Origin of the sequence: Cupriavidus yeoncheonensis (assembly GCF_905397275.1) — a bacterium.
Taxonomy (GTDB): Bacteria; Pseudomonadota; Gammaproteobacteria; order Burkholderiales; family Burkholderiaceae; genus Cupriavidus; species Cupriavidus yeoncheonensis.
In genome coordinates this window covers 1-24,674 of sequence record NZ_CAJPUY010000012.1, presented here as the reverse complement: position 1 = coordinate 24,674, position 24,674 = coordinate 1, and the positions used below count along the sequence as shown (strand labels likewise).

Below are 24,674 nucleotides of genomic sequence, written 5' to 3'. Positions count from 1 at the left end.
GATCATTGCCGCCCATGCCTGCGTTTCCCCCCGACCTGAAGCGCGACTCCCGTCGTCCGTGGCTGCGCCGCGGCATGGCAGGGGCCGCATTGATTGCCCTGTCGACGCTGGCGCTGACCGCACAGTGCCGCCAGGAAGACCTGTGGCTGCCCGGCATGACGCGGGACAGCCTGTGGCAGCACGTGAGGGAACGCTGCCTGATGCCGGATCGGGCGCGCCATGCCGATTGCGCGGTGGTTGACCGCGAACGCGGCCTGGTGCTGTACAAGGACGCCATCGGCCCGAGCCACTACCTGGTGATCCCGGACCACAAGGTGACCGGCGTGGACGATCCGGCGCTGTGGGACGACGACAAGACCCAGAACCAGTGGGCGTTCGGCTGGGAAGCGCGCGACATCGTCAGCCAGGCAATCGGCCAGCGCGTGCCAGACAACCTGGTCGGCCTGGCGGTGAACTCGCGGGCATCGCGCAGCCAGGACCAGCTTCACATCCACCTCGATTGCATCAGCGAGGCCGCGCGCGCGTTCATTGCCGAGAACGCCGGCAAAGCCAGCGAAGGCTGGGGCGAGTTCCGCTTCCAGGGCAAGCCGGTGCGCGCCGTGCTGATCCCGTCATCCGACCACACGCTGCGCTTCAATGCCTTCGACGCGGTGCGGACAAGCCTGCCGCAGCCGGAGCGCGTAGCGGACCGCGGCGTGTTCGTCACCTATGTGGCGCGCCCGGACGGGCCGTCCGGATTCATGGTCGTCGACCAGCCCGTCGACGGCGCGTCGGGCAGCACGGGCCATGCCAGCGATTTCCTGGACCGCGCCTGCCGGCTCGGCCGGGCGCCGCAGTGACGTGGCAGGCGGTTCTTCACGAGGCATGTGGCGCGAGACCAGACATCGGGTGGTGTCTGGTCAAACGATGCCGAGAAAAGGATCTGAAAGGACCTGAAAAGGACCGCATCACCGGCGCCTTTGTTCTACGCTGGTGAGCATCCGACCCGAGAGCGCGGGGAATTCATGGCGTCACCATCACAATTCATCCAGTGCTACGCCAATACGCCGGAGTCCGCCCCGGGTGCCTGGCACTGGAACTGCCCGATCTGCTTCGGTCGCTTCTGCGCCGGGGCAAGGCACGCAATGGGCCGTGGCGTCAGCTTCGCGCTGTATTGCCACCACGACGAACGGCTCCTGATTGCCCGCCCGATGGCTGGCGACCAGATCGAACTGAGCCTGACCGGGCCATTGCCCGAAAGCGCGGCCATCAAAGCCGTGGCCGCGGCCAACGCCGACGGGCAGCGCGTCGTCTATCAGCAGGATTTCACGCATTGATGCTCCCGGTTGCCTGACCGGGCCGAGAAGCCGGACACCCATGGACCCATGGACGTCTCGCGCCGCGAGGCGCGAGACATGTCATGCATGTGCCTGCGCGTCAGAACACCTGACGGATGCCCACCGTCGCACCAACCATATTCTTCTGGCCGGTCATGGTCGGATAGCTGAAGGCAAAGGCCGTGGCCACGCTGTCAAAGCTCAGGCCGCCGTTATGGGCGTAGCCCAGCGACAGGTACACGTCCGTGCGCTTGCTGAAGTTGTAGTCGGCAATGAAGCTGACCTGCTGCATATTGGCCGGGTTGGTCTGCGGCGACGTGGCAGCCGTGCGTGCGCCCTTGACGTCAGCGTAGTAGTACGCCAGGGACAGGCCCAGCGCAGGCGTTGCCTGGTAGTTCACGCCGGCCCACCAGTAGTCGTCGCGCAGCAGCGTGGCGCCATTGGAGAACTCGCCCTTGTTGTAGCGGTACCCCGCCGTGAACTTGAACGGCCCGGTGTTATAGAGCGCGGCGGCGCCGTACTTGCTCATCTTGCCCGGCTGGCCCGTCACGGCGGCCGGGCGCCAGATGTCGGCGCCGACCGAAAAGCCCAGGCCGTTGCCGTTCAGGTACATCAGCGAACCGCCGTAGGCGGTGTTGTCGGTGAAATGGCCCGGCACTTCGCCCGCGCCACCGTTGGCAAGCACGATGTTGGCGTTCTGCACGGCCGTGCCGGTGCCGAACGAGAAGTGGGCCACGGCCTGCAGCGGTCCGAACTGGCCGGTGTACTTGACCATATTGTCTTCGCGGTAGTTCAGGCCCATCCACCAGATGCCCGGCTCGTAGGTGGCGGCAAAGCGCAGCGGCGCGAAGTTGGCCATGCCGTCGAAGAACGAGGTGTACTGGCGCCCGAAGGTCACCTTGCCAAACGTGTTGTTCTGCAGGCCGACAAAGGACTGGCGGTTGAACAGCGGGGCGCTCTGCAGGACGCCGGTGTCCCACTTGAAACCGCTCTCGAGCACGAACAGTGCGGAATTGCCGGCGCCCAGGTCTTCCACGCCACGCAGGCCCCAGCGCGAGGCGGACAGGCCGCCCACGCTCGGCATGCCGAAGCGGCTGCCGCCCTGCGTGGGCGTGGCGGCGGAAGAGGCCACCCGGTTGACGTATTCGACCGACCCGTCAATCACCCCGTAAAGCGTCACGCTGGTCTGTGCGTGCGCCGCACCGCCAAGCAGGCCAAGCGCTGCCAGGGCGAAAAGCGATTTCTTCATGCTATGTCTTCTCCTGTTGGAATTTTTTCGTTGCCGCCGGGTACCCGCCTCCGTCGGGGCCCGGACGCCGGCGCCGCGTGTGCGCGACGCCAGCGACAAGCCGCTTGCTCGTCTTCATGCATTAGAGCGTCGGGCGCGTTTCCCGAACCCATCCAAAAGGGAGTGGATCAGGGTGCGGGCGTTGCAATGGCGCCGCAGTCCGGGTAGGTGGCGACTACCTATTGACGATGCGCAAGCAGACCTGCCTCCGCACTGAGTCAGGCAGTCCGGGCCTCTTGCAGCGAGGCTTCCTGCAGCCTGGACGCGCACCGGGCGTCATGGAAGTCGGCGGTACCGAAGAGGATCTCCGCGACCACGGCGCGCTTGAAGTAATGCCCGACGGCATACTCCTCGGTCATGCCGATACCGCCATGCAGCTGGATGGCCTGGCCGCATACATAGCGCGCCGCACGGCCCACCAATGCCTTGGCCTGGGAGGCCCGGTGTTCCTGCAACGCGGGCCCTTCGTTCTGCAATGCGGCGAGCAAGGCGTAAAGCATCGAGCGCGCGAGTTCCAGCTCGGCGGCCATGTCGGCCATCCGGTGCTGCAGCGCCTGGAAGCTGCCGATGGCCACGCCGAACTGGTGCCGGGTCTTCAGGTACTCGGCCGTCAGCTCGATGGCCCGTTCCATGCCGCCGACCAGTTCCGCGCACAGCGCGGCGATGCCGTGGGCGAGCCCGTGGCGCAGGGCCGGCAGGCCAGCGCCGGGGGCTCCCAGCAGGTCATCCTGTGCCACCCTGACGTCCTGAAGCAGGACATCGGCCGCCTGGCTGCCATCATGCAGGCGCAGGGCCTGCATGCCGAGGCCCGTGGCATGGCTGTCCACGAGGAAGAGCGAGATGCCCTCGGCGCCCGGGGCGATCTTCGCGGAAACGATGAACCAATCCGCGTCTTGTGCGCCGAGCACGAGCGTCTTGCGCCCGTTCAGTACGTAGCCGCCGCTGCAGGGGGTAGCGACGGTATGCACCACGGCGGGGTCGCCGCGCGCGGGCAATTCGCTGCAGGCCAGCGCCAGCCGCTTGGATCCGTCCGCCACGGACGGCAGTACGCGGGCCTGCTGGGTCCCGGTACCCGCCGCGGCCATGGTCTGGGGTGCCAGCACCGCGCAGCCGAGATAGGGCTCGATGACCAGGCCGCGGCCAAGTTGTTGCGCAATCAGCGCGGTGTCCGTGACCGACCCGCCCAGGCCGCCGTGCGCTTCAGGCAGGGCAGCGGCCAGCCAGCCGTTCTCGGCAAAGGTGCTCCAGTTGGCGGCGCTGCCGCCCTGGCCGGCCGCGACGAGGGCCGCCCTTGCATCGAATCCATAGGCGCGTTCGACGAAGCGGCGCACGCTGTCCTGCAGCAGCTGCTGTTCGGAATCCAGGTTGAAATTCATAGGGTATCGGGCTCGCAGATCACAGTTGGAACAGCATCTTGGCGATGATGCCGCGCTGGACTTCGCTGGTGCCGCCGTAGATGGTGGAGGCGCGGCGGAAGAACATCTCGGCGGCGATGCCGCGCAATTCATCCTGCATGGGCAGGGCTTCGGCAGGCATCTGTGCCGCATGGGAACCGGGGTAGGCCACGGCGCCATAGTCGCCGAGCAGCTCCACCATGAATTCGCTCAGTTTCTGCTGAAGCTCGGTGCCACGGATCTTCAGCATCGATCCCATCGCGTGGGCGTTGGGGCTGTGGTCCGATTCCATCGCAGCCACGCGCCTGACCATGGTTGCGATCGCCTCGAGGTCGGCCTCGTGGCGCGCGAGGCGCAGGGCGATCTCGTGGCGCGCGATCAGCGGCTGACCGCCGCCTTCGGTAGCGCCAACGATCTGGCGGATGCGGCGCATGAAGCGGCGCAGGGTGGGCAGGTCGGCGGTGGACGCGTGCTCGTTGTTGAGCAGGAATTTCGTGATCTTCCAGCCTTCGCCTTCGGCGCCGATCAGGTTGCCCGCCGGTACGCGCACGTTGTCGAAGAAGGTCTCGTTCAGGTGATGGCAACCGTCGATGCTGACGATCGGCCGCACCGTGATGCCCGGCGATTTCATGTCCACCAGCAGGAAGCTGATGCCCGCCTGCTTGCGCACCGTCGTGTCCGTGCGCACCAGCATGAAGATCCAGTCGGACTCGTGCCCGTAGCTGGTCCAGATCTTCTGGCCGTTGACGACATAGTGGTCGCCGTCGCGCAGCGCCTGCGTGCGCAGCGAGGCGAGGTCGGAGCCGGAGCCCGGCTCCGAGAACCCCTGGCACCACAGGCGCTCGCCGCGGAAGATCGGCGGCAGGTGCTCGGCCTTTTGTTCCGGAGTGGCAAAGTGATTCAGCACCGGGCCGACGAGCTTCTGCGCAAAATTGTCCTGCGAGGGAGCACCCGCGGCCGTGGACTCCTCGTCGAAGATCATCCGCTGCTGCACGCTCCAGCCGGTGCCGCCATGCTCGGCGGCCCAGTACGGAGCGCCCCAGCCGTTGTCGTTGAGGATGCGCTGCCAGCGGACCAGGTCAGGCCGTGCCGAGCGCGCGCTGTCCTTGCCGCGCCTGAGGTCCGGCGGCAGCTTGTGGTCGAGGAATGCGCGTACCTCCTGCCGGAACGCGTCGAGCGTGGGGTCTGGACGGAAGTCCATCTTGCGGTCTCCAGATTGGGGATGGTGTCTGCCGGGACGGCAGGCGTACAGATGAGCGGGGCGGGCGATCGAACGTCCGCTGCGACCCGGGCCCGGCCACAGCAGGTTCGGGTCGCATTGCATCGAGCGCCACGTACGGCGCCTTGCTGCAGCCGGCGGCATGCGCCGGCGCGCATCGCCGCCCTTGCGGCGACGATGCGGAGGGAGGCTGGTCTCCGGTTACTGCACGTTACCGGCGACGGCAACCACCTGGCCGGTGATGTAGTTGGAATCCGGCGAGCAGAACAGGTACACGCCGCCGGCGGCTTCTTCCGGCGTGCCGCCACGGCCCAGCGGGTTGCGCTGCGCGTGGCTCTTCAGCATGTCCGGGTTCAGGCCCACGCGGATCTCGCGGCCTTCGATATTCACCGTGGCGCCGGCCTTGGCGTCGGCGGACGTCATGCGGGTGTGGATCAGGCCAAATGCCACCGCGTTGACGTTGACGTTGAAGCGACCCCATTCGCGTGCCATCGCACGGGTCATGCCGATCACGCCGGCCTTGGCGCCGGAGTAGTTGATCTGTCCGGCGTTGCCGTTCAGGCCCGACGTCGACGAGATATTGACGATCTTGCGGTACACCTCGCGGCCGGCTTCCTTGTCGGCCGCATGCAGGGCCTTGAGGTGCGGATAGGCCGCGCGCAGGATGCGGAACGGTGCCGTCATGTGGCAGTCCAGGATCGCGTACCACTGCTCGTCGCTCATTTTCTGCACCACGTCGTCCCACGTGAAGCCGGCGTTGTTGACGAGGATGTCGATGCCCTTGAACGTGTTCATGGCGGTGCCGATGAAGCGCTCGGCAAAGTCGGGCGCCGCGACGTTGCCGACGCAGGCCACCGCTTCCACGCCCATGCCTTTCAGTTCTTCCACGGTCTGGTGCGCCGGTTCGGCGTCCAGGTCGTTGATGACCAGGCGCGCGCCTTCGCGGGCCAGCCGCATGGCGATGGCGTTGCCGATGCCGCGTCCCGATCCGGTGACCAGTGCCACCTTGCCTTCAAGTGCTCCCATTTCTGACTCCTGAATGTGTTTGGGTCTTACAGGGCGACGACCGCGTCGCCCAGGATCCTGGTTTCGCCATACTGGTTGGCGGTCTGGATTTCCAGCTTGATGCGGTTTTCCCCGCCGGCGTGAAGCTTCTCGACCACGCGTCCGGTGCAGGTGATGCGGTGGCCAAGATGGGTGATGCCGACAAAGCGCACGCCGAAATCGCGCAGCTGGCGCTGGTCCACCCACAGCGTCAGCATGCGGCCCAGGTAGGCCATCGACAGCATGCCGTGCGCGAACACGTCGGGCATGCCGGCCTTGCGGGCGAAGTCGGTGTCGATGTGGATCGCGTTGTGATCGTTCGACGCGCCGGCAAACAGCGCCAGCGTGGTGCGGTTGATCGGCTCCAGCGTCAGCGGGGGCAGGGTGTCGCCGACCTGGATCTGGTCGAAGCTCAGATTGCTCATTCGATGTCTCCGGTTCAGCCGTTGCGTTGGACCAGCACGCCGCGCAGGTCCGCCACGTGCTCGCCATCCTGGTTGGTCACGCGCGTCTCGCGCACGACGAAATCCAGCGCGCCACCCTTCTTCTCGTAGATGTCGGTGATGGTGGTCCTGAAGTGCAGCGTGTCGCCGGCATACGCCATGCGGTGGTAGGTGAAGGACTGCTCGCCGTGCAGGATGCGCTCGACCTTGATGCCAAGCTCGTCGCGCCAGCCCGTTGGCGGGTTGACCAGTTCCAGCGAGAACAGGAACGTCGGCGGCAGCGGCAGGCCGCGGTGGCCGGCATCGCGCGCGGCGGCTTCGTCGGTGTAGACCGGGCGCGTCTCGCCCGTGGCCTTGGCGAAGAAGCGCAGCTGGCTGGCCGGCGCGGTGGTGCGGAAGTCCGCGATCACCTTGCCGATGTGTTTCTTGTCGATCATCTCGATTGTCTCCGTGGGATCGTTGCCGTGCGCCGGCCGTCAGCCGGCCTTCTGGTAGACCGTGACGACGCAGGCGCCGCCCAGGCCGACGTTGTGCGCGAGCGCGACCCGCGCGTCCCGAACCTGGCGTGCGTCGGCCGTGCCGCGCAGCTGGTGGGTCAGCTCATAGCACTGCGCCAGGCCCGTTGCGCCGAGCGGGTGGCCCTTGGACAGCAGGCCGCCCGACGGATTGACGACCCATTTGCCGCCATAGGTGTTGTCGCCGTCGTTGACCAGCTTCTCGCCGTGACCCTCGTCGCACAGGCCCAGCGCTTCATAGGTCAGCAGCTCGTTCTGCGCGAAGCAGTCATGCAGCTCGATCACGTCGATGTCGCGCGGGCCGATTCCGGCTTGCTCGTACACACTCGCTGCGGCCGCTTGCGCCATGTCGAAGCCCACCACGCGAATCATGTCCCTGGCGTCGTACGTGCTGGGCGTATCGGTGGTCAGTGCCTGGCCCGCGATCAGCACATCAGTGCGCAGGCCGCGCTTGCGGGCGAATTCCTCGGACACGACGATCGCGGCGGCGCCGCCGCACGTCGGCGGGCAGGCCATCAGGCGGGTCAGCACGCCATCCCACAGCATGGGCGCGTTCATGACGTCCTCGGTCGAGACGACGTTGCGGAACACGGCCAGCGGGTTGCGCGCGGCGTGCTGGCTGGCCTTGGCGCGGATCTTCGCGAAGGTTTCCAGCCTGGTGCCGTACTTGTCCATGTGGGCCTTGCCGGCGCCGGAGAACTGGCGGATGGCGCTGGGCAGGTCCTTGCGGTCGACCAGCTCATCCACCACGTCGAGGGCGCGCTCCAGCGCCGGGGCGCGGTCGTCCCAGCGCGACCGCAGTGCGCCCGGCTGCATGAACTCGAAGCCCACGGCCAGCGCGCAGTCCACCGCGCCGCTCTGCACGGCCTGGCGTGCCAGGAACAGCGCCGACGAACCGGTGGCACAGTTGTTGTTGACGTTGATGACCGGGATGCCGCTCATGCCGACGCGGTACAGCGCCTTCTGGCCGCAGGTGGAATCGCCGTAGACATAGCCGGCGTAGGCCTGCTGCACGTCCGTGTAGGACAGTCCGGCGTCTTCCAGCGCCTGCTGCACGGCGAGGGCGCCCATCACGTCATAGGTCTCGCTGGTGCCGGGCTTCTTGAACGGGATCATGCCGACGCCGGCGACGAAGACTTTGCGGGTCATTGATTTGCTCCTGAGGTATCTGCAGTGTTCGGGGCGTGGCGTGCGTTACAGCTTGCGCGAGATCAGGTCGCGCATCACTTCGCTGGTGCCGCCATAGATGCGCGTGACGCGCGAATCGGCGAAGGCGCGTGCCACCGGGTACTCCATCATGTAGCCGTAGCCGCCGTGGAGCTGGACCATGTCGTCCAGCGCCTTGCCCAGCGCCTCGGTCGCGTACAGCTTGGCGATGGCCGCTTCTTCCAGCGTCAGGCGGCGGCGGATGTGTTCGCCGAGGTAGTGGTCCACCATCAGGCGCACGGCAATCGCCTGGGCCTTGATGTCGGCCAGCTTGAACTTGGTGTTCTGGAAGTCCCACACGGTCTGGTTGAAGGCCTTGCGGTCCTTCACGTAGGCCAGCGTGTGTTCGAGGCAGACCTCCAGCTTGGCGGCCGCGCTGACGGCGATCGACAGGCGTTCCTGCGGCAGTTCGCCCATCAGGTAGGCAAAGCCCTTGCCTTCCTCGCCCAGCAGGTTGGCGACGGGCACGCGCACGTTGTCGAAGAACAGTTCGGCGGTGTCCTGGGCGTGCTGGCCGACCTTGTCGAGCTTGCGTCCGCGGCGGAAGCCCGCGCGGTCGGCTTCCACGACGATCAGGCTGACGCCGCGCGCGCCGGCTGCCGGGTCGGTCTTGCAGACCATGATGATCAGGTCGGCGTTCAGGCCGTTGCTGATGAAGGTCTTGCTGCCGTTGATGACGTACTCGTCGCCGTCGCGCACGGCGGTGGTGCGGATGGCCTTGAGGTCGCTGCCGGTGCCGGGCTCGGTCATGCCGATGGCCAGGATGGATTCGCCCGAGCAGACCCTGGGCAGCCAGCGCTGCTTCTGCGCTTCGCTGCCGATCCGGTTGATGTACGGGGCGATGATGTCGGAGTGGACACCGAAGCCCAGCCCGCTCACGCCGGCGCGCGCCATCTCCTCGTTATAGATGGCGGAGTGGCCGAAGTCGCCGCCGCCACCGCCGTATTCGGTCGGCAGCGTGACGCACAGCAGGCCTTCGCGGCCGGCCTTGAGCCAGGTTTCGCGGTCCACCTTGCCGGCCTTGTCCCATTCGGCCTGGTGGGGCACGCATTCGCGCTCCAGGAAGCGGCGCACCGTGGTGCGGAACATTTCGTGGTCGTCGCGATAGATCGTACGGTTGATTTGCATGGAAGGCTCCGGAGGAACTGGGGTCAGGACGCGCAGGCCACGTGGGGCGCGGGTTCGGTTTGAAACAGCTCGTCGACAAGGTGGGCCCGGCGCGCGCGCGTGGCCGCCTGGTTCACGTAGCCCTTGTCAGCGATCTCGTTGGCATCGATCGAAGGCGGCTCGGCCATCAGCAGCACGCGGCGCACCGCCAGGCTGGCGCCGGCGCTGCCGCCCTTGAGTCGTTCGCGGATGGCATGGACGACCACGGGGTGGCGCACCAGCGTCTGCGCGTCGGCGTCGGCCAGTTCAGGCGCCAGCCGGCGGCACGCGGCCAGGTTCGGCCAGGCCAGCGCGGCCAGGTAGTCGTGGTCGTGGCCGCAGATGACGGCGTCGGTGATCAGCGGCGCGCACTGCTCGACCAGGCCCAGGCGAACCGCACCGGTTCGTACCCAGGTGCCGTTGGTGAGCTTGAAGTCTTCCACCACGCGGCCGGCGAATGTCACGCCGCATGCCGGGTCCGCAGGATTGGCCAGACGCACCGCGTCACCCAGGCAGAAGTAGCCTTCGTCATCGAAGGCGGCGGCGGTCAGGTCCGGCCGCTTGACATAGCCCGCGAACACGAAGGGTCCGCGCATGCGGATCTCGTAGCGGCCGTCGCCGCCTTCGAGCGGCACCAGCTTGACTTCGCAGCCCGGCATCGGCACGCCGACATTGCCGGTCTGGTCGGTCGGCTGCGTGCAGTAGATGCCCATGCCGCTGGTTTCGGTGCAGGCCAGGCCGGAGCAGAACGCGATCCGCTCGCCCACGGTGGCCTCGGCCGCGCGGTGGATGCGGTCCCATACGTCGCGCGGCAGGCTGGCGCCGCCGTACGAGAAATTGACGGCATTGGCGAACAGGCTGGCGGCCAGCGCCGGATCGCGCTCCAGCTCGGCGGCCAGCATGGTCCAGGCCGACGGCACGCTGGTGAAGATGGCCGGCGACACTTCGCGCAGGTTGCGCACGGTGCGCTCGAACTGGCCGGGCAGGGGCCTGCCGTCGTCGATGTGGTGCGTGCCGCCTAGCACCACGGTGCGGCTGAGGCTCAGCACGCCGCCGAGCCCGTGGTGCCATGGCAGCCAGCACAGGAAGGCCGGCTGGCGCCCGGTCAGCGCGGCGTAGGTGTCGGCAAAGTACGTCGCGACGGCGGCCAGGTTGCGGTACGACAGGGCGACGCCCTTGGGCGTGCCGGTCGAGCCCGAGGTGAAGAGGATGCGGCCAGGCTGTTCCGGGCGGATCGCGGCATGCGCCTCGGCCAGCCGGCGCAGGCGTGCCGGCGTGAGTTCGGTGGCGGCGAGCTGGCTCCAGGCCACCTGGCCCTCGGTGGCGCCATCCGTGGCGCCCTCCACGGCGATGACCGGCGCATCCGCACAAGCCAGCGCTGCGATGGCGCGCTCGAACGGCGCGGCCGATTGCACGAACACCGCGGCGGGTGGCACCAGTTCCGCCACGCTGCGCAGGCGGGCGAAGTCGCGGCTGAGCAGCGAGTAGGCCGGCGAGACGGGCGCGGTCGGTACGCCGACATATTCGGCGGCGAGCAGCAGCACCGCCTGTTCGATGGAGTTGCCGGACAGCAGCATCAGCGGGCGGTCCTGGCCCAGGCCCATTTCCAGCAGCGCGGCGCCCACGGCCTGCACCTGCAGCCACAGGTCGGCCCAGCCCAGCGAGCGCCACTCGCCCCGGGCATCGCGTTCGCGAAATACCGGCAGCGCACCGCGGCGCGCTGCCCAGTGGGGCAGGAACTCGGGGAGGCCGTGCTGGGTCAGGTCGCCGGGCGGCGTCGCGCAGCGCAGCAGCACGGTGCCGTCGGCGCGGGTGTCCACCAGCGTGTCGCGGCTGGGGAAGACGGTCGGGCGGTAGCGTGCCCGTTGGTCGCCGGATGGGCTGCCGGATGGGCCGCCGGATGGCGCGACCGGGACACTGGCGGCCAGGGATACGGTCATCGTATGGTCTCCTCGGTGTACGGGATGCCTTGCGTGGCACGCCCGGCGCTCGCCGCCTGCATCGCTGGCAGGGCTTGGCGCTGGTATGGCGCGGGTATGGCGCTAAGTTACCGGGGAGGGGTGGGGTGGGTGAACCACCCGCGTCAGGTGGCCGGGATGGTCAGCCGTGCCGCTTGCCAGGCTGGGCAGGCAAGGGCACGGGAGTTTGCGCGCCGGAAGGCAGGTCGGAGGGGGAAGGGTCGGGCGAGCGCGCCGGGCTCAGGCGTCTGGTCCGAGCCCGCGGTCGCGCATGCGCGCCACGGCCTCGTCGCGGCTGCTCACGCCAAGCTTGCGGAAGATGTTCCGCAAGTGCCACTTGACGGTTTCCGGGGAGAGTCCGAGCGTGCGGGCAATCTTCTTGTTGGGCAGGGCCTGCGCCAGCAGTCGGACCACGTCCGCTTCACGGTCGCTGAGTTCTTCCTGTCCGGCCAGCGCCTGTCCGGCAGCGCCGTCAGTGGCGCTGTCAGGGGCGCCGGCGGGCATCTGCGGCAGCGCCAGCGCTGCCGCCTGCAAGCGCTCGATATAGAAGCCGAGTACGGGGTCCGGCGGTTCGGCGGCGTTGGCGGCACTGACCAGCAGGTCGAGCGCCCCCGGGTAGGCGTCCATCAGCGCGCGTACCAGTCCCAGCCTGTGCCCCAGGCGCAGTGCCGTCATAGCATGGGTGTTCGCCGTGTCCGTGTCGCCGCGGCGCGAAGCAATCACGGCGGCCAGGATGTGCTGCTGCGCTACGTGGCGCTGCCAGCCACGCGCCTCGCAGTAGGCGCGCAGATCCGTGACACGGCGCGAGGCCTCGTCCAGGTTGTCGTGCGCCAGCGCGACCAGGATGCCGGCGCGCTCGGCCGACAAGTGGATGGCGTCGAGCGAACCCCGCGGCGCATGCTGGTGGCGCAGCGCCACCGCGCGCAACCGGGCCAGCACCGCCTCGGCCGTATCGATGTCGCCGCTGACCACGTGCAGCAGCACCTGGTAGCCCAGGCTCTGGGCGATGAGCCGGTCCAGCCGGAACTGGATACCGTACTCTTCCATGCGTTCGAGTTGCGCAAACGCGTCCAGGCGATGGCCGCTCAGCCAATGCGCAGCGGCCAGCACGGTGTGCACGCGCAGCACGGTATCCGGGATGGAAACCCGTTCGAGTACGTCGACGCGGTCTTCCAGCAGGCGGCGCGCGGCTTCCAGGTCGCCCTGTTCGTATAGCGTCTCGCCGAGCAGCGCCGCGGCAAAGTACTCGGGCTCGGAGCGGGTGCTGCCGACCTGTTCCACTTCGCGCAGCACGTCGCGGCAAACACGCTCCGCTTGCAGCATCTTGCCCTCCAGCGCGTAGCTGAAGGCGACCATGCAGCGTCCGTTGAGGCTGCCGCTGGCGGTGCCGACCAGCGGCGCGCCCTCGACCATCAGGGGCTGCGCCTCACTCTGGACGCGGCGCGCCTCGTCGAACTCGCCAAGGTGCATGTAGAGCCAGGTCAGCAGGTTGTTGCGGCCGCCGACGTAGAACGGTTCGAGCTGCGCGGGCGGCTGCAGGATCTGCGGCAGCAAGGCCTGCGCGCCGGCGGTGTCGTCGCGCAGCACCATGATGCTGAAGCGCTGCAGCGCCAGCCGGTAGCGCAGGTTGTCCGCGTCCGCGGGCAGGTCGGCTTCGATGCGGTCGGCAATGGCCGAGGCGGTATCGGCGTCATGCATGGAGACGTGCATGCGCAGCGTCAGCATGCGCAGTTCCAGGCGTTGCTGCACCTGCTCGGCCGGCAGCAGCCGCAGCAGCGCAAGCGCCTTGCGCGTTTCACCGCGCGACATCAGCCTGGTGGCGTAGCGCTCGACAAAGTCGGCGGCGGTGCCGGGATCGCCGGCCAGCATGGCGTGCCGCACCGCCTCTTCGAGCATGCGGTGATCGCGGAACCACTGCCACGCCGCCGTGTGCACCGCGCCTTGCTGCCATTCGCTGCGCATCCGGAAACGCTCGGCGAGCGTCTCGCGCAGCAAGGGGTGCAGGCGGTACCACGTCTCGCGCCCGGTATCCTCGACCGGTGCGATGAACAGGTTCTCGCTTTCGAGCCGGGCGAGCAGCCTGAGTACCTCGGCCTCGCCCTGCCCGCTGTCGCTCAGTGCGGCGCAAAGCGAGGCGCTGAAGCGCTCGCACGCGGCGGCGCGCACCAGCAGTTCGGCTTCGTCCGGCGCCAGGCGCGACAAGACTTCGCGCTCGAAGTAGTCGGCGAACGCACCGGCATTCTGCACGTTGGCGCGCACGAAATCGCCGGCGAAGCTAATGCCGCTGTCATGCTGCTTCTTGCGCTTCCAGTGGGTGGCGAACAGTTGCAGGCCGGCCACCCAGCCGTCGGTCAGCTCGTGCAGCGTGCGGGCGTCGCGCGGACTGATGTCGCCGAGCTGGGCCGCCAGGAACCGGCCCGACTCCTCGGCGGTGAAGCGCAGGTCGCGCTGGTCCAGTTCCAGCAGCATGCCCTGGTCGCGCAGGCGGCCCAGCGACAGCGCGAGCGCGGAGCGGGACACCAGTACCAGGTGCAGGTTGGCCGGTGCGTAGTCGATCAGCCATTGCAATGCATCGCGCACACGGGCTTCACTGGCATGATGCAGGTCGTCGAGCACCAGCGTCAGTTCGCGCGGGCAGGCGGCAATGCCGCGCACCAGCGCAATGATGGTGCGTTCCACGCCTTCATCGTCCAGGCCACGCCCGGCCAGCAGCATGGCTTCGCGCGTGATGGCCGGGCTGACCTCGGACAGGCAGCCCAGCAGGCGGTCCAGCCAGCGCGCGAGGTCGTTGTCCTCGGGCTCCACGGTGAGCCAGGCCATGTCGAAGCCCAGCCCGAGCAGCTCCAGCCGCCAGGCCATCAGTGCCGCCGACTTGCCGCACCCCGCGGGCCCCTGCAGCACGATGCAGCGGCGCCGGCGCGCCTCGGTCAGCTGCGCCAGCAGGCGCTCCCGGGCCACGACGCGCGCGGCGCCGCGCGCCATGCCGGCACGTGCCGGCGTTGGCATGGCTGGAGAGGGAGGGGACGTATCGGTCCGTTCAGGCATGGGCGGGACACTGGGAGCGGGGTTGTCGGCGGGCCCGTGGGCCAGGCGCCATGTGCGAGCGATTGTACGGCAGATGTCCGCAATGAGACGCCCCTGCGCCGGCCCCCAAGCCTCGCGTGCGCCACTCTGGTGGACGGCGCCCCTTCGCATCGGGTGCTGGCCCGAGGGAGACCCCACCCGAAAAAGGTAGGGCGAGCTCCGACGCCGCCATGTAGTGGCCATCCTCCCATATAGTGGCGCCGGAGTACCGGCTGCAGTTCGCCTGGCCGGCACGCAATCCTGCCCCGTGCTCCCTGAAGGCTGATGGAATCTCACCCACCCCTTGCCACCCGGTTCGTGCCGCCGCGCTTGTCCCAGCGACTGGTTCCCCGCGACGCCCTGGTGCAGCATCTGCACGCGGCGCGCCATTGCCGGCTGACACTGCTGTGCGCGCCGGCGGGCTATGGCAAGTCCATCGCCATGGCGCAGTGGCGCAAGCGCCTGGTCGCCGAAGGCGCGCGCGTGGCATGGCTCACGCTTGGGGCCGAGGACGACTCGCCGCACGCGCTCTGCGCGAGCCTGCACGCCAGTTTCCGGCAAGCCGGCCTGGCCTTGCGCTGGCAACCTTCCGCCAGCGTCGATGCGGGCACGGTGGTGCGCGACCTGATCGGCGCGCTGGCGGGAGCCGCGGGCGAGCTCTACCTGATGCTCGATGAAGCGGATCATCTGCGCCGGCCTGCCGCGCTTGCCGTCCTGCAGTCCCTGCTGGATGCGCCGCTGCCGGACCTGCATGTCGTCGTCGCCGCCCGGCGCGAATGCGCGCTGGCACTGGGCCGCCTGCAGGGTGCCGGTCAATTGAACGCGGCCGGCCATGCCGAACTGGCCTTCAGCCTCGCCGAGACCCAGGCCTTCCTGGCACGCCGCGCCAACGCACCATGCCGGGCCGGTGGCGCGGCCCTGGACGCCGCCGTATGGCTCCATGAGGACACCGAAGGCTGGGCGGCTGGCCTCGAACTCATCGCCGGCCAGTCGGGCCCACACCTGGCGGACGGTGGCACGGACCCGGTGCCGTGCCCGCCGGCGTTGCAGGACTACGTTAACGAGGCCGTCCTGCCGGATGTGCCTGAGGACCTGCTGCACTGGGCAGCGCAGGTTTCGCTGCTGCGCCGCTTCAATGCCGCGCTGGCCGCGCATGTGACGGGCGATCCCGATTCCACCGGGCGGCTGGCGCAGGCCCGTCAGCTGGGTCTGTTCCTGCAGCCGGAGAGGGCACCGGGAGGCCATGGCTGGTGGCGCTTGCACGCCCAGTTCGGCGCCGCGCTGCGCCGGCGTCGCGCGGCATACCTGCGCGACGCCGCAGAGCTGCATCGCCGCGCAGCCACATGGCTGGCACAGGCGGGCCACGTTGCCGACGCGCTGCCCCATGCCATGCTGTGCGCGGACGATGCTCCGGTGATCGCTGTACTCGGTGCCGTCGCGCCGGACCTCCCCGCCGTCAGCCAGTTGCGGGAATTCCTGCGCTGGCTGGAGCGGCGCCCGGCCGGGCGGGCCATCGATCATCCCTTGCTCTGGCTGACCGCCGCATGGGCCTGCGTGGTCTCGGCCCGGCCCCGTGAAGCGCTGGACTGGCTGCGGCGCTGGCAGGAATCCGGCGCCGGCGATGCCGGGACGATTGCGCGTCACGCGGGCCTCATCACGGCGACGCTTGCGGTGCAGCGCGACGATCTGCCCGGCGCGCTGGCCATCTTCCAGGCGCTGCCGGACGGCCCGATGGGCGGCCCGGCGCTGGAACACATGCGCATGGCGCTGGCCGCGCGTTGCGGCAGCATCGCGGGACGCCGCGCGCCCCCGGTGGCGCCGGCACGCGGCGACACCAGCGAACTGGCGCTCATGCGTAGTGGCACTGCGGCCGCGACCGCATGGCTGGAGGGGCATGCGCGCGAAGCGCTGCGCCTTGGCAGCCAGGCACTTGCGGCGGCCGAGCGCGCGCATGGCTGGCGCTCGATTGCCGCCTGCCTGTGCGCCGTGACGGTCGCCAGCGCACTGTATGAGCAGGACCAGCCTCACCTGGCGCGCGAGCGCCTGGCGGGACGATTCGGGCTGGTGCGCTTCGCCACGCCGGACGTGCTGATCGAGGCAGCGCTGTGCCGCGCACGCCTGCAGGCGTGCGGTGACGCGGTCCATGAAGCGTTGGCCGGCCTGGCCGAGGCGGAATCCGTTTTCCACCAGCGCGGCCTGCCGCGCGGCGTGGCATGGATGCTCGCCGAGCAGGTCCGGCTGGCACTGTCGGTCGACGACCGTCGTCACGCGGCACGTCTGCAGGAGGCGCTTGACGACCTGTCACGCTGCCACGTCGCGGACCATCCGCGTGACCACGAGATCGCTGCCGCGGCGGCACTCTCGCGTGCCCGTGCGATGCTGGCGGCCTCGGATCCCGGACAGGCCCTGGTGTCACTGGAAACGTGCCGCTCGCACGCCGAGGCATGCGGAAAGGCACGCCTGGTGGCCTGCGCCGAACTGCTGCAGGCGCTGGCCCACGAGGATCTCGGCCAGGCCGGCGCGGCGCGGACCAGCCTGGCATCCGCGCTGGCCGCGGGCGAACGCCTCGGGCTGGTTCGGACCTTTGCCGACGAGGGCGAACGGGTGCGCAATCTCTTGACGCATGCCGCGCGCGAAGCGCCCGGCGGCCACGCGGGCCGTCTTGCCGTCTCCTGGCAGGCCGGTACAACGCGCGATACCACGAGCGGTACCACGCGCGAGCCGGCAAGCCAGGCCGATGCGCCGCCGCCGGCCCCCCTGGTTGCGAGCCCCGGTCAGATCGGCAGCGCGCTCGGCAATGTCCTGACCCGGCGCGAGCGGGAGATCCTGGCCCTGCTGGAACAGTCCATGACCAACAAGCACATTGCACTGGTGCTCAACCTGAGCGTGGACACTGTCAAGTGGAATATGCGCCAGATCTTTAGCAAGCTCGGCGTATCGCGGCGCTACGATGCCATCCTGAAGGCGCGCAGCGCCGCGCAACTGGCTGCTGGCAACGTGAAGTAGCGACGCAGGAAAACCGGGGGAAAGGAGGGCGGCCGCCGGTTTGCGGCGGCCTCGGCCATTATCGCGGCCATACCGCGACCATTATTCGGCGGTGGCGCCGCTGGCCTTGATCAGACGTGCCATCACGGGCTCGGTTGCATCGAATTCGCGCCGGAACTCGGCCGCGCTGTTGCCGACAGGCTCCAGCGCCATCGCGTCGAGGCGTGCGCGCATGGCCGGCGACTGCACCGAGGCGCGCGCCTCGGTCTCCAGCCGCGACAGGATCGCCGCGGGCGTGCCCGAACGCGCGAACAGTCCAAGCCATGCGGGCGAGCGCATTTCCTGGTCGCCCATGCCGGTTTCGACCACGGTCGGCACGTCCGGCATTTCCTTGATGCGGTTGTTGCCCATCACGGCCAGCGCGCGCAGGCGGCCACTCTTGATATGCGGGCCGAGCGTCGTCACCGAACCGATCGCCCAGGAAATATTGCCGGCCAGCATGTCCTGCACCATCGGCGCCTCACCCTTGTAGGCGACGTGGGTCATGTCCAGGCCGCGCGTCTGGTTCAGGTGCGCGCCCACCAGGTGCGGGAAGGTGCCCACGCCATACGAACCGAAGCTGACCTTGCCCTTGTTCTTCGCGGCCCAGGCCAGGAACTCCTGCACGTTCTTCGCCGGCACGTCACGCGTGACGGCGAACACGATCTTGCCCACCGCCACTTCGGACACGAAGGCCAGGTCCCTGCGCACGTCATAGGGAACGTTGGCATACAGGTAGGGCGTGTTGATGAGGGGCCCCGAATGCGAGAGCAGGACGGTGTAGCCATCCGCTGCCGCACGCGTGACGGCCTGCACGGCGATCACGCCGCCGCCGCCGGGCTTGTTGTCGACGATGATCGGCTGGCCCAGGCGCTTGCCCATGTCTTCGGCCAGCGCACGCGCCACGGTATCGGTAGCGCCGCCCGGCGGGCCGGGCACGACGAAGGTGATGGGCCGCGACGGATAGGTCTGGGCCGCGCACATCGCGCCCCATGCCAGCAGGCCGAGAAAGAGCAGTGGTTTGCTACGCATTTCGTTTCACCTCGATCAAGTGGAAGGACTGAACTGCGCGCGCGGCGCAGCCATATCGAAACGGTATCCCGCGCCTGGCGTGCGGAAACCCTCAGGTTTGGCGGGGCGGGTTTTCCCTTGCGCGGGTTTGCCCGTTCCCCATGCGCTGCGTGGCAAAGACGCCGGTGGTCTGCAGCACCATGCGGCCGTCAACGGTCAGGCAGCAGGTGCCGTTGGTGATGCGCTTGCCCTGCTTGACGAAGGTCACCCTGGCTTCGATCCAGTCGCCTTCGCGCACGGCGGCAAGGTAGTCAACGCTGAGATGCGCCGTGCGCGGGACCAGGTCCGGCAGGTCCCGGCGCATGACGATGCCGTAGGCGCTGTCGGCCAGCGCCGCCAGGTAGCCGCCATGGGCGATGTCCTGGATATTGAGATGCTGCGCGGCCACGCGCGCACCGACCACGGGCTCGGTCTCGTGCAGGTACACCGGACCGAACAGATTGATGAAGCCGCAGCGCGTCGCGAGCAGCCGGAAGCCGGGCGGGACGGGCGCGACGGGCGCGACGAGCGCGACGTCTTGCCGTGCCGGCAGCGTGCCGCATTCGAGGGCAATGGATCGGGTGGCTGACATGTTTGTACGGGAAGAAGAGCTCCGGCCGGCGGGCCGGAGCGAAAAGCTTGCCGCTGAGCGGCGGCAAGGTGGAGACAACGGAAATGGTGTGGCTCAGTCCGCGCGCTGGAAACCCAGGCCAAGCGCCTGCAGGCGCGCCACGGCTTCGGCATCGAAACCCCAGTCGCGCAGCGCCTCGGCCCCGTGCTGCCCACGGCTGGGCGCCGGACCGCGCACCTCGGAAGGCGTGCCGAGAAAGCGCGGCGCAGGCCCGGGCTGGACCACGCCATCGATCTCGATGAAGCTGCCGCGCGCACGGTGCTGCGGATGCGACGGCGCCTCGCTGAAGTCGAGCACGGGTGCCCAGCAGGCATCGCTGCCTTCGAACACGGCACACCATTCGTCGCGCGTACGGGTGAGGAAAGCCTCTTCGAAGCGGCGCCGCAGAACGGGCCAGCCGCTGCGGTCATACTGGGCCGGCAGTTCCTGCCCGGCCAGCCCGAGCTTGTCCAGCAGTTCGGCATAGAAGCGGCCTTCCACCGGGCCGATCGCCATGTATTTGCCATCGCGCGTGCGGTAGCTGTCGTACCAGGGCGCGCCGCCGTCGAGAACGTTGCTCTGGCGCTCCTCGCGCCAGTTGCCGGAGGCCAGCAGGCCCCAGATCACGGCGCCCAGCTGCGCGGCGCCTTCGGTCATGGCGGCGTCCACCACCTGGCCCTTGCCGCCGCGCTGCACGTTGAGCAGGGCGGCGACCACGCCCAGGGCCAGCAACATGCCACCGCCGCCGTAGTCGCCCACCAGGTTCAGTGGCGGAACGGGCGCCTCGCCCGCGCGGCCGATGCCGGACAAGACCCCCGACAGCGCGATGTAGTTCAGGTCGTGGCCCGCGCGGTCGGCCAGCGGTCCGGTCTGGCCCCAGCCGGTCATGCGGCCGTAGACGAGCTTCGGGTTGCATGCCAGCGCGACATCGGGCCCCAGGCCGAGCCGCTCCATGGTGCCCGGGCGGAAGCCTTCGATGACCACGTCGGCGCGTGCCACCAGCTCCAGTGCCGCGCGCTGCGCATCGGGCCGTTTCAGGTCCAGCGTGACGGAGCGGCGCCCGCGCCCGGTCACGTCGACGCGCTTGCCGCCATTGCCCTTCGGGCCGAGGTCGGCCGGTGGCTGGGGGCGGTCGATCCGTACCACGTCGGCCCCCATGTCGGCCAGCAGCATCGCGCCGAATGGCCCCGGTCCGATCGCCTCGAATTCCACGACGCGGATGCCGCTGAGTACGCCCATGACTGTCTCCCTTTTTCCTTGTGCACTGGCGCGAAGGCGCCGTTGGTCATGGCAGCAAGTAGAGCAAATTCACGGGGGGCAAACACCCACCCGTATCAGGTTGCCACCGGTTGCGGGGAGCGGGCAGGGGGCTTCGCGGTCCTAGAATCGGTTTGCCGGATCCGCCCCGGGCGCAGCCCCGCGGAGGGTCCGGACAACGAAGACAGGAGCGAGAAGTGGGCAGTTTGCAGAGAATGCGCGCCGCGCCGGAGCAGGAAGAGGCCCCTGCGCGGCTGCTGCCGGCGCTGAGCGAACTCAGGCGCGAAGTCCGGGCGCTCAGCCGCCACGCGCACCGCGTTGCGCTGGCGCGCGCGGCGGGCGGTGTGGATGACTACCGCCGGCAGTTGTGCGCCTTGTTCGAGCAATGGGTGGACGAAGGTGCGCCGCAGGTGCAGGTCGTGTGCTTCGCGTCCGCGGCGGAATTCGGCCTGCCCATGCCGCGCCACGCCGAACGCTGCCGCCAGGCCGTCATGCGCGATGGATCGCCGGCGCTGCGCGCGCTTTACTGGGCGGCATTGCATCGCACGCGGCACCGCGTCGGCATCACGGCGCCGATGAGCGACGATGCGGCAACCGGGAGTACGGCGACGATGCCGACGGAGCACGTACCGGCTGCAGAGCCTCGCCCGGAGACACCGCCACGGCCGCTGTGCCTGCGTTGCGAGCGGTTGCGGCGGGACGCGCGCTGCGCCGGCGGGCACGGTGCGCTGCGTCCGCTGGGCGTCGCCCGCGCGCGCACCTTCGGCGACAGCGCGGTGTGCCAGACACGCGAGCACCAGTGCGAGGCCTGCCAGACACGCTGGACCGAGCATCGCAGCGCGGCCACGCCATTCACCGGCTGGACCATCGGCCGCCGCCCCGCCATGGACTGACGGGGCGGCCAGGCACTTACTGGCCGGTACCGGCGACCGCCCTGGGCCGGATCGCGTCGGCCGTGCCCTGGATGAACGCCTTGATCTTCTCGACATCGTCCATGCTCAGCTTGCCCGTGAAGTCCGGCATGCCGCGGACCATGGCCGGCCCCTTGAAGATGAACTTGTCCAGGTTCTGGATGTAGGCCGGGTGCAGATAGCCCAGGTTGGGAATATTGCCGCCACGGTCCACGCCGGGCACGCCATGGCAGGCCACGCAGTTGCTGACGTAGAGGCCGGCCCCGGCCTTCACGTTGGCCGGGTCGTAGCTCACGCCGGACAGCAGCTCGCCCACGCGCGCCCTGACGAATTCCGGCATGGGCGCCTTGCCGCCGATGGCGAACGTGTAGACCGTACCGGGACCTTCGCGGTCCGCCGCGCGGCGGAACACCCCGTAAGCGCCACCCCAGCCCACTGCGATCGACACATACTGCCGGCCATCGACCATATAGGTCGTCGGCGCCGCGATCACGCCCGTGCCGGTCGGCGTCTCCCACAGCTTGTCGCCGTTGCGCGCGTCATAGGCGATGAAGCGGCCATCGGACGTGCCCTGGAACACCAGGTTGCCGGCCGTGGTCAGTGTGCCGCCGTTCCACGGCGCGACGTAGTCCTGCGTCCACGCCGCCTTCTGCCGCACCGGGTCCCACGCGATCAGGCGCCCGAACGGCTTGTTGGCGGCGCTTGCGGCGCCAAGGATCTTGCCCGTGTTCCAGCCGGTGTTGCTCTGGATGGCGCCCGGCGCGGTGGCATTGAAGCGCCAGCGCTTGTCGTCCATCAGGTTGGCCGGCACGTTCTGCGCCGGCACGTAGACCAGCCCGGTCTGCGGATTGAACGACATCGACTGCCAGTTGTGGCCGCCGTAGGGTCCGGGGATCGCGTCATAGGGCTTGTCGGTCGCGCGCGCCTCGGGCACTTCGGCGGGGCGGCCGTTGGCGTCGTAGCCCGTGGTCCAGTTCACGTCGACATAGTTCTTCGCGGAAATGAACTGCCCGTTGGTGCGGTCGATGACGAAGAAGAACCCGTTCTTCGGCGCATGCAGGATCACCTTGCGCGGCTGCCCGTCGATCTTCAGGTCGGCCAGGATCATCGGCGAGGTCGAGGTGTAGTCCCAGTTGTCGCCTGGGGTCTCCTGGTAGTGCCAGGCGTACCTGCCGGTGTCCGGGTCGAGCGCGACGATGGAGGCCAGGTACAGGTTGTCGCCGCCCGCGGGGCTGCGGGTACGGTGTGCCCACGGCGAGCCATTGCCGGTGCCCACGTACATCAGGTTCAGGTCGGGGTCGAAGGTCAGCGTGTCCCACGCCGTGCCGCCACCGCCCGCTTCCCACCACTTGCCGGCCGGGTCCCAGGTCTGCGCGGCGCGCGCCATCGCGGCATCCTCGAACGGCTTCGACGGGTCGCCCGGCACCGTGAACCAGCGCCACTTCTGCTCGCCGGTGCCGGCGTCATAGGCTGTGATGTAGCCGCGCACGCCATACTCCGCGCCGCTGTTGCCGATGATGACCTTGCCCTTGAACACGCGCGGCGCGCCGGTGATGGTGTAGGCGCGCTTGTGGTCGACGATGGTGTCCTTCTCCCACAGCTTGCGGCCGCTGGCGGCATCCAGCGCGATCAGGCGGCCGTCATAGGCGGCGACGTACACCTTGCCCTGGTATAGCGCCACACCGCGGTTGACCACGTCGCAGCAGCCCTTGTAGCCGATGGACTTGTCGACCTTGGGGTCGAATGTCCACAGGCGCCTGCCGGTGCGCGTGTCGATCGCATGCACCACGCTCCACGATGCGCTGACGTACATCACGCCGTCGACCACCAGCGGCGTCGCCTCGACGCCGCGCGTCGATTCCAGGTTGTAGGACCAGACCAGCCCCAGTTCGCGGACATTGCCGGCATTCACCTGCCCGAGCCGGCTGAAGCGGGTCTCCGCATAGTCCAGGCCATGGCTTGGCCAGTCGTGCGTGGTCGCGGCATTGTTGCGGATGAAGTCGCCGTCGACCTGGCGCGCGGCGGCACCGATGGAACCGGTCGTAGTCTTGCCGGGCGCGTTGCCGGCTGCGGCCACGACGGATGCCGTGGCCGCCAGGGCGAGCAGGGCGGCTGCACGGGCCACGACGCTGGTTTGCGCCGCGCGGCCGCGCCGGAAGGGTTGGCTCATGATGTCTCCTCTTGCATCAAGGTTGGAAGGGTCGGAACGGCCAGGCGGCGGCCGGTCCAGCGACACTATCGAAGTGGTTCGCTACAAGAAATGGTTCTTCGCCGGATTGCGGGAATGGGGAAGGGTTGGGGTTTTTCGTGCTTGACATGCGCTGTCGTTTCGCCGGCGTAGCCGGCAGGGTTTTGATTGGTTTGTCGTGCTTGGCAGACGCCGCTGTTTCGCCGGCGTAGCCGGCAGGGTTTTGATTGGTTTGTCGTGCTTGGCAGATGCTGCTGTTTCGCCGGCGTAGCCGGCAGGGTTTTGATCGGTTTGTCGTGCTTGGCAGATGCCGCCGTTTCGTCGGCGTAGCCGGCAGGGTTTTGATTGGTGTGTCGTGCTTGGCAGACGCTGCTGTTTCGCCGGCGTAGCCGGCGACCTACTTTCTGTCCAAGCGACAGAAAGTAGGCAAAGAACGCGTCGCCTGAGCGGCTGGCTATCAACGATGCGCTCCTTGTGTTCGAAGGGCGTTGGTCTCGCGAAGCTTGGCTATTGTTCCGGCCTGCTACGCCTAGTGATTCAGAACCTGTGCCTGCGATAACCGGCTTTTGAACGATCCCCATGTAGGGCTCGGGTACAGCGTTCCAACAGCGCCAGCGGTGGGACGCCTTCGGCTGCGCTGCGCGCACGTCCTAGTCGGGATGCGGGCGGCATCGATGTTGCTGGCGCCAGTGCCTCCCGCCCCTTTCGGTCCTCTCACGCTACTTCCCCATGCTGCCCTTACGCTTATTACCCTGATTGTTTTCCGCTGAGCCGCGCGCAGCGCAGCCGTAGGCGTCCCACCGATGGCATGCTTAGCAGGGGCCACCAAGTAATCCGGGTTCGCTCATCCGACGTCTCTATCCTGATCATCTACGCGGCAGGCAGTCTGGCTATGCCCTGTACCGTCTTCACCCCATCGGGCCGTTCGTCAACCACGAAGACGCGTTTTTGCCTACTTTTGCCGCTCGGGCAAAAGATGGAATGAACGCGCCCCGGCCTTCCGATCAAAGGCGCCGGTAGTTCAGTTGCTTCTGGGGAACGT

The 24,674-nt window shown here is 68.6% G+C and carries 18 protein-coding genes; 4 read left to right on the top strand and 14 right to left on the bottom strand.

Features of this window, described 5'->3' with window-relative positions; translation table 11 throughout:
- Window positions 1–14: 14 nt before the first annotated feature.
- Complete coding sequence (locus tag KHO22_RS17225) at window positions 15–839, top strand: CDP-diacylglycerol diphosphatase (RefSeq protein WP_211948376.1); 825 nt, start codon at window positions 15–17, stop codon at window positions 837–839.
- A 165-nt stretch (window positions 840–1,004) separates the two neighbouring features.
- A complete protein-coding gene (locus KHO22_RS17220; protein ID WP_211948375.1) occupies window positions 1,005–1,316 on the top strand; it encodes a hypothetical protein in 312 nt (103 codons plus the stop codon).
- A gap of 100 nt (window positions 1,317–1,416) precedes the next feature.
- Here KHO22_RS17220 and KHO22_RS17215 read toward each other — a convergent pair whose 3' ends face one another.
- The 10 genes from KHO22_RS17215 to KHO22_RS17170 form a co-directional block, all read right to left on the bottom strand.
- On the bottom strand, window positions 1,417–2,565 hold the full coding sequence (locus KHO22_RS17215; protein ID WP_211948374.1) for a porin: 1,149 nt from the start codon (window positions 2,563–2,565) through the stop codon (window positions 1,417–1,419).
- 257 nt (window positions 2,566–2,822) lie between these two features.
- On the bottom strand, window positions 2,823–3,980 hold the full coding sequence (locus KHO22_RS17210; RefSeq protein ID WP_211948373.1) for an acyl-CoA dehydrogenase family protein: 1,158 nt from the start codon (window positions 3,978–3,980) through the stop codon (window positions 2,823–2,825).
- A 19-nt stretch (window positions 3,981–3,999) separates the two neighbouring features.
- On the bottom strand, window positions 4,000–5,199 hold the full coding sequence (locus KHO22_RS17205; protein ID WP_211948372.1) for an acyl-CoA dehydrogenase: 1,200 nt from the start codon (window positions 5,197–5,199) through the stop codon (window positions 4,000–4,002).
- Between the two features lie 219 nt (window positions 5,200–5,418).
- A complete protein-coding gene (locus tag KHO22_RS17200; RefSeq protein ID WP_211948371.1) occupies window positions 5,419–6,243 on the bottom strand; it encodes an SDR family NAD(P)-dependent oxidoreductase in 825 nt (274 codons plus the stop codon).
- 26 nt (window positions 6,244–6,269) lie between these two features.
- Window positions 6,270–6,686 (bottom strand): MaoC family dehydratase, encoded by a 417-nt coding sequence (locus KHO22_RS17195; RefSeq protein ID WP_211948370.1) that lies wholly within the window; start codon window positions 6,684–6,686, stop codon window positions 6,270–6,272.
- Between the two features lie 14 nt (window positions 6,687–6,700).
- Window positions 6,701–7,141: a MaoC family dehydratase N-terminal domain-containing protein gene (locus KHO22_RS17190; RefSeq protein WP_211948369.1), complete on the bottom strand. Its 441-nt coding sequence runs from the start codon at window positions 7,139–7,141 to the stop codon at window positions 6,701–6,703.
- A gap of 39 nt (window positions 7,142–7,180) precedes the next feature.
- Window positions 7,181–8,368 carry a lipid-transfer protein gene (locus KHO22_RS17185; protein ID WP_211948368.1) on the bottom strand — a complete coding sequence of 396 codons (1,188 nt, stop codon included), beginning with the start codon at window positions 8,366–8,368 and terminating at the stop codon, window positions 7,181–7,183.
- Between the two features lie 45 nt (window positions 8,369–8,413).
- Window positions 8,414–9,553, bottom strand: a complete 1,140-nt coding sequence (locus KHO22_RS17180) for an acyl-CoA dehydrogenase family protein (protein WP_211948367.1) — start codon at window positions 9,551–9,553, stop codon at window positions 8,414–8,416.
- A gap of 23 nt (window positions 9,554–9,576) precedes the next feature.
- A complete protein-coding gene (locus tag KHO22_RS17175) occupies window positions 9,577–11,511 on the bottom strand; it encodes a feruloyl-CoA synthase (RefSeq protein WP_230426911.1) in 1,935 nt (644 codons plus the stop codon).
- Window positions 11,512–11,769: 258 nt separating this feature from the next.
- Window positions 11,770–14,535: a winged helix-turn-helix domain-containing protein gene (locus KHO22_RS17170; protein WP_211948366.1), complete on the bottom strand. Its 2,766-nt coding sequence runs from the start codon at window positions 14,533–14,535 to the stop codon at window positions 11,770–11,772.
- Between the two features lie 342 nt (window positions 14,536–14,877).
- Here KHO22_RS17170 and KHO22_RS17165 point away from each other — a divergent pair, with 342 nt between their 5' ends.
- Window positions 14,878–17,598, top strand: coding sequence for a helix-turn-helix transcriptional regulator (locus KHO22_RS17165; protein ID WP_211948365.1), 2,721 nt, complete (start codon window positions 14,878–14,880; stop codon window positions 17,596–17,598).
- Window positions 17,599–17,679: 81 nt separating this feature from the next.
- Here KHO22_RS17165 and KHO22_RS17160 read toward each other — a convergent pair whose 3' ends face one another.
- The 3 genes from KHO22_RS17160 to KHO22_RS17150 form a co-directional block, all read right to left on the bottom strand.
- Window positions 17,680–18,648 carry a Bug family tripartite tricarboxylate transporter substrate binding protein gene (locus KHO22_RS17160; RefSeq protein ID WP_211948364.1) on the bottom strand — a complete coding sequence of 323 codons (969 nt, stop codon included), beginning with the start codon at window positions 18,646–18,648 and terminating at the stop codon, window positions 17,680–17,682.
- Window positions 18,649–18,739: 91 nt separating this feature from the next.
- Entirely contained in the window at window positions 18,740–19,258 is a 519-nt protein-coding gene (locus KHO22_RS17155) for a PaaI family thioesterase (RefSeq protein ID WP_211948363.1), read from the bottom strand.
- 93 nt (window positions 19,259–19,351) lie between these two features.
- Entirely contained in the window at window positions 19,352–20,515 is a 1,164-nt protein-coding gene (locus KHO22_RS17150) for a CaiB/BaiF CoA transferase family protein (RefSeq protein ID WP_211948362.1), read from the bottom strand.
- A gap of 215 nt (window positions 20,516–20,730) precedes the next feature.
- Between KHO22_RS17150 and KHO22_RS17145 the strand changes: the two genes are divergently transcribed.
- Entirely contained in the window at window positions 20,731–21,426 is a 696-nt protein-coding gene (locus KHO22_RS17145; protein ID WP_211948361.1) for a hypothetical protein, read from the top strand.
- 16 nt (window positions 21,427–21,442) lie between these two features.
- Here the strand turns inward: KHO22_RS17145 and KHO22_RS17140 are convergent, their stop codons facing one another.
- Window positions 21,443–23,614, bottom strand: coding sequence for a PQQ-dependent dehydrogenase, methanol/ethanol family (locus KHO22_RS17140; RefSeq protein WP_211948360.1), 2,172 nt, complete (start codon window positions 23,612–23,614; stop codon window positions 21,443–21,445).
- Between the last annotated feature and the right edge of the window lie 1,060 nt (window positions 23,615–24,674).

Excerpts from the sequence above, each read along its gene's own strand:
- KHO22_RS17150 (WP_211948362.1), bottom strand. The coding sequence starts at position 20,515 with ATGGGCGTACTCAGCGGCATCCGCGTCGTGGAATTCGAGGCGATCGGA.
- KHO22_RS17225 (WP_211948376.1), top strand. The coding sequence starts at position 15 with ATGCCTGCGTTTCCCCCCGACCTGAAGCGCGACTCCCGTCGTCCGTGG.
- KHO22_RS17215 (WP_211948374.1), bottom strand. The coding sequence starts at position 2,565 with ATGAAGAAATCGCTTTTCGCCCTGGCAGCGCTTGGCCTGCTTGGCGGT.
- KHO22_RS17155 (WP_211948363.1), bottom strand. The coding sequence starts at position 19,258 with ATGTCAGCCACCCGATCCATTGCCCTCGAATGCGGCACGCTGCCGGCA.
- KHO22_RS17210 (WP_211948373.1), bottom strand. The coding sequence starts at position 3,980 with ATGAATTTCAACCTGGATTCCGAACAGCAGCTGCTGCAGGACAGCGTG.
- KHO22_RS17180 (WP_211948367.1), bottom strand. The coding sequence starts at position 9,553 with ATGCAAATCAACCGTACGATCTATCGCGACGACCACGAAATGTTCCGC.
- KHO22_RS17200 (WP_211948371.1), bottom strand. The coding sequence starts at position 6,243 with ATGGGAGCACTTGAAGGCAAGGTGGCACTGGTCACCGGATCGGGACGC.
- KHO22_RS17195 (WP_211948370.1), bottom strand. The coding sequence starts at position 6,686 with ATGAGCAATCTGAGCTTCGACCAGATCCAGGTCGGCGACACCCTGCCC.
- KHO22_RS17140 (WP_211948360.1), bottom strand. The coding sequence starts at position 23,614 with ATGAGCCAACCCTTCCGGCGCGGCCGCGCGGCGCAAACCAGCGTCGTG.
- KHO22_RS17185 (WP_211948368.1), bottom strand. The coding sequence starts at position 8,368 with ATGACCCGCAAAGTCTTCGTCGCCGGCGTCGGCATGATCCCGTTCAAG.
- KHO22_RS17170 (WP_211948366.1), bottom strand. The coding sequence starts at position 14,535 with ATGCCAACGCCGGCACGTGCCGGCATGGCGCGCGGCGCCGCGCGCGTC.
- KHO22_RS17175 (WP_230426911.1), bottom strand. The coding sequence starts at position 11,511 with ATGACCGTATCCCTGGCCGCCAGTGTCCCGGTCGCGCCATCCGGCGGC.
- KHO22_RS17220 (WP_211948375.1), top strand. The coding sequence starts at position 1,005 with ATGGCGTCACCATCACAATTCATCCAGTGCTACGCCAATACGCCGGAG.
- KHO22_RS17190 (WP_211948369.1), bottom strand. The coding sequence starts at position 7,141 with ATGATCGACAAGAAACACATCGGCAAGGTGATCGCGGACTTCCGCACC.
- KHO22_RS17165 (WP_211948365.1), top strand. The coding sequence starts at position 14,878 with ATGGAATCTCACCCACCCCTTGCCACCCGGTTCGTGCCGCCGCGCTTG.
- KHO22_RS17160 (WP_211948364.1), bottom strand. The coding sequence starts at position 18,648 with ATGCGTAGCAAACCACTGCTCTTTCTCGGCCTGCTGGCATGGGGCGCG.
- KHO22_RS17205 (WP_211948372.1), bottom strand. The coding sequence starts at position 5,199 with ATGGACTTCCGTCCAGACCCCACGCTCGACGCGTTCCGGCAGGAGGTA.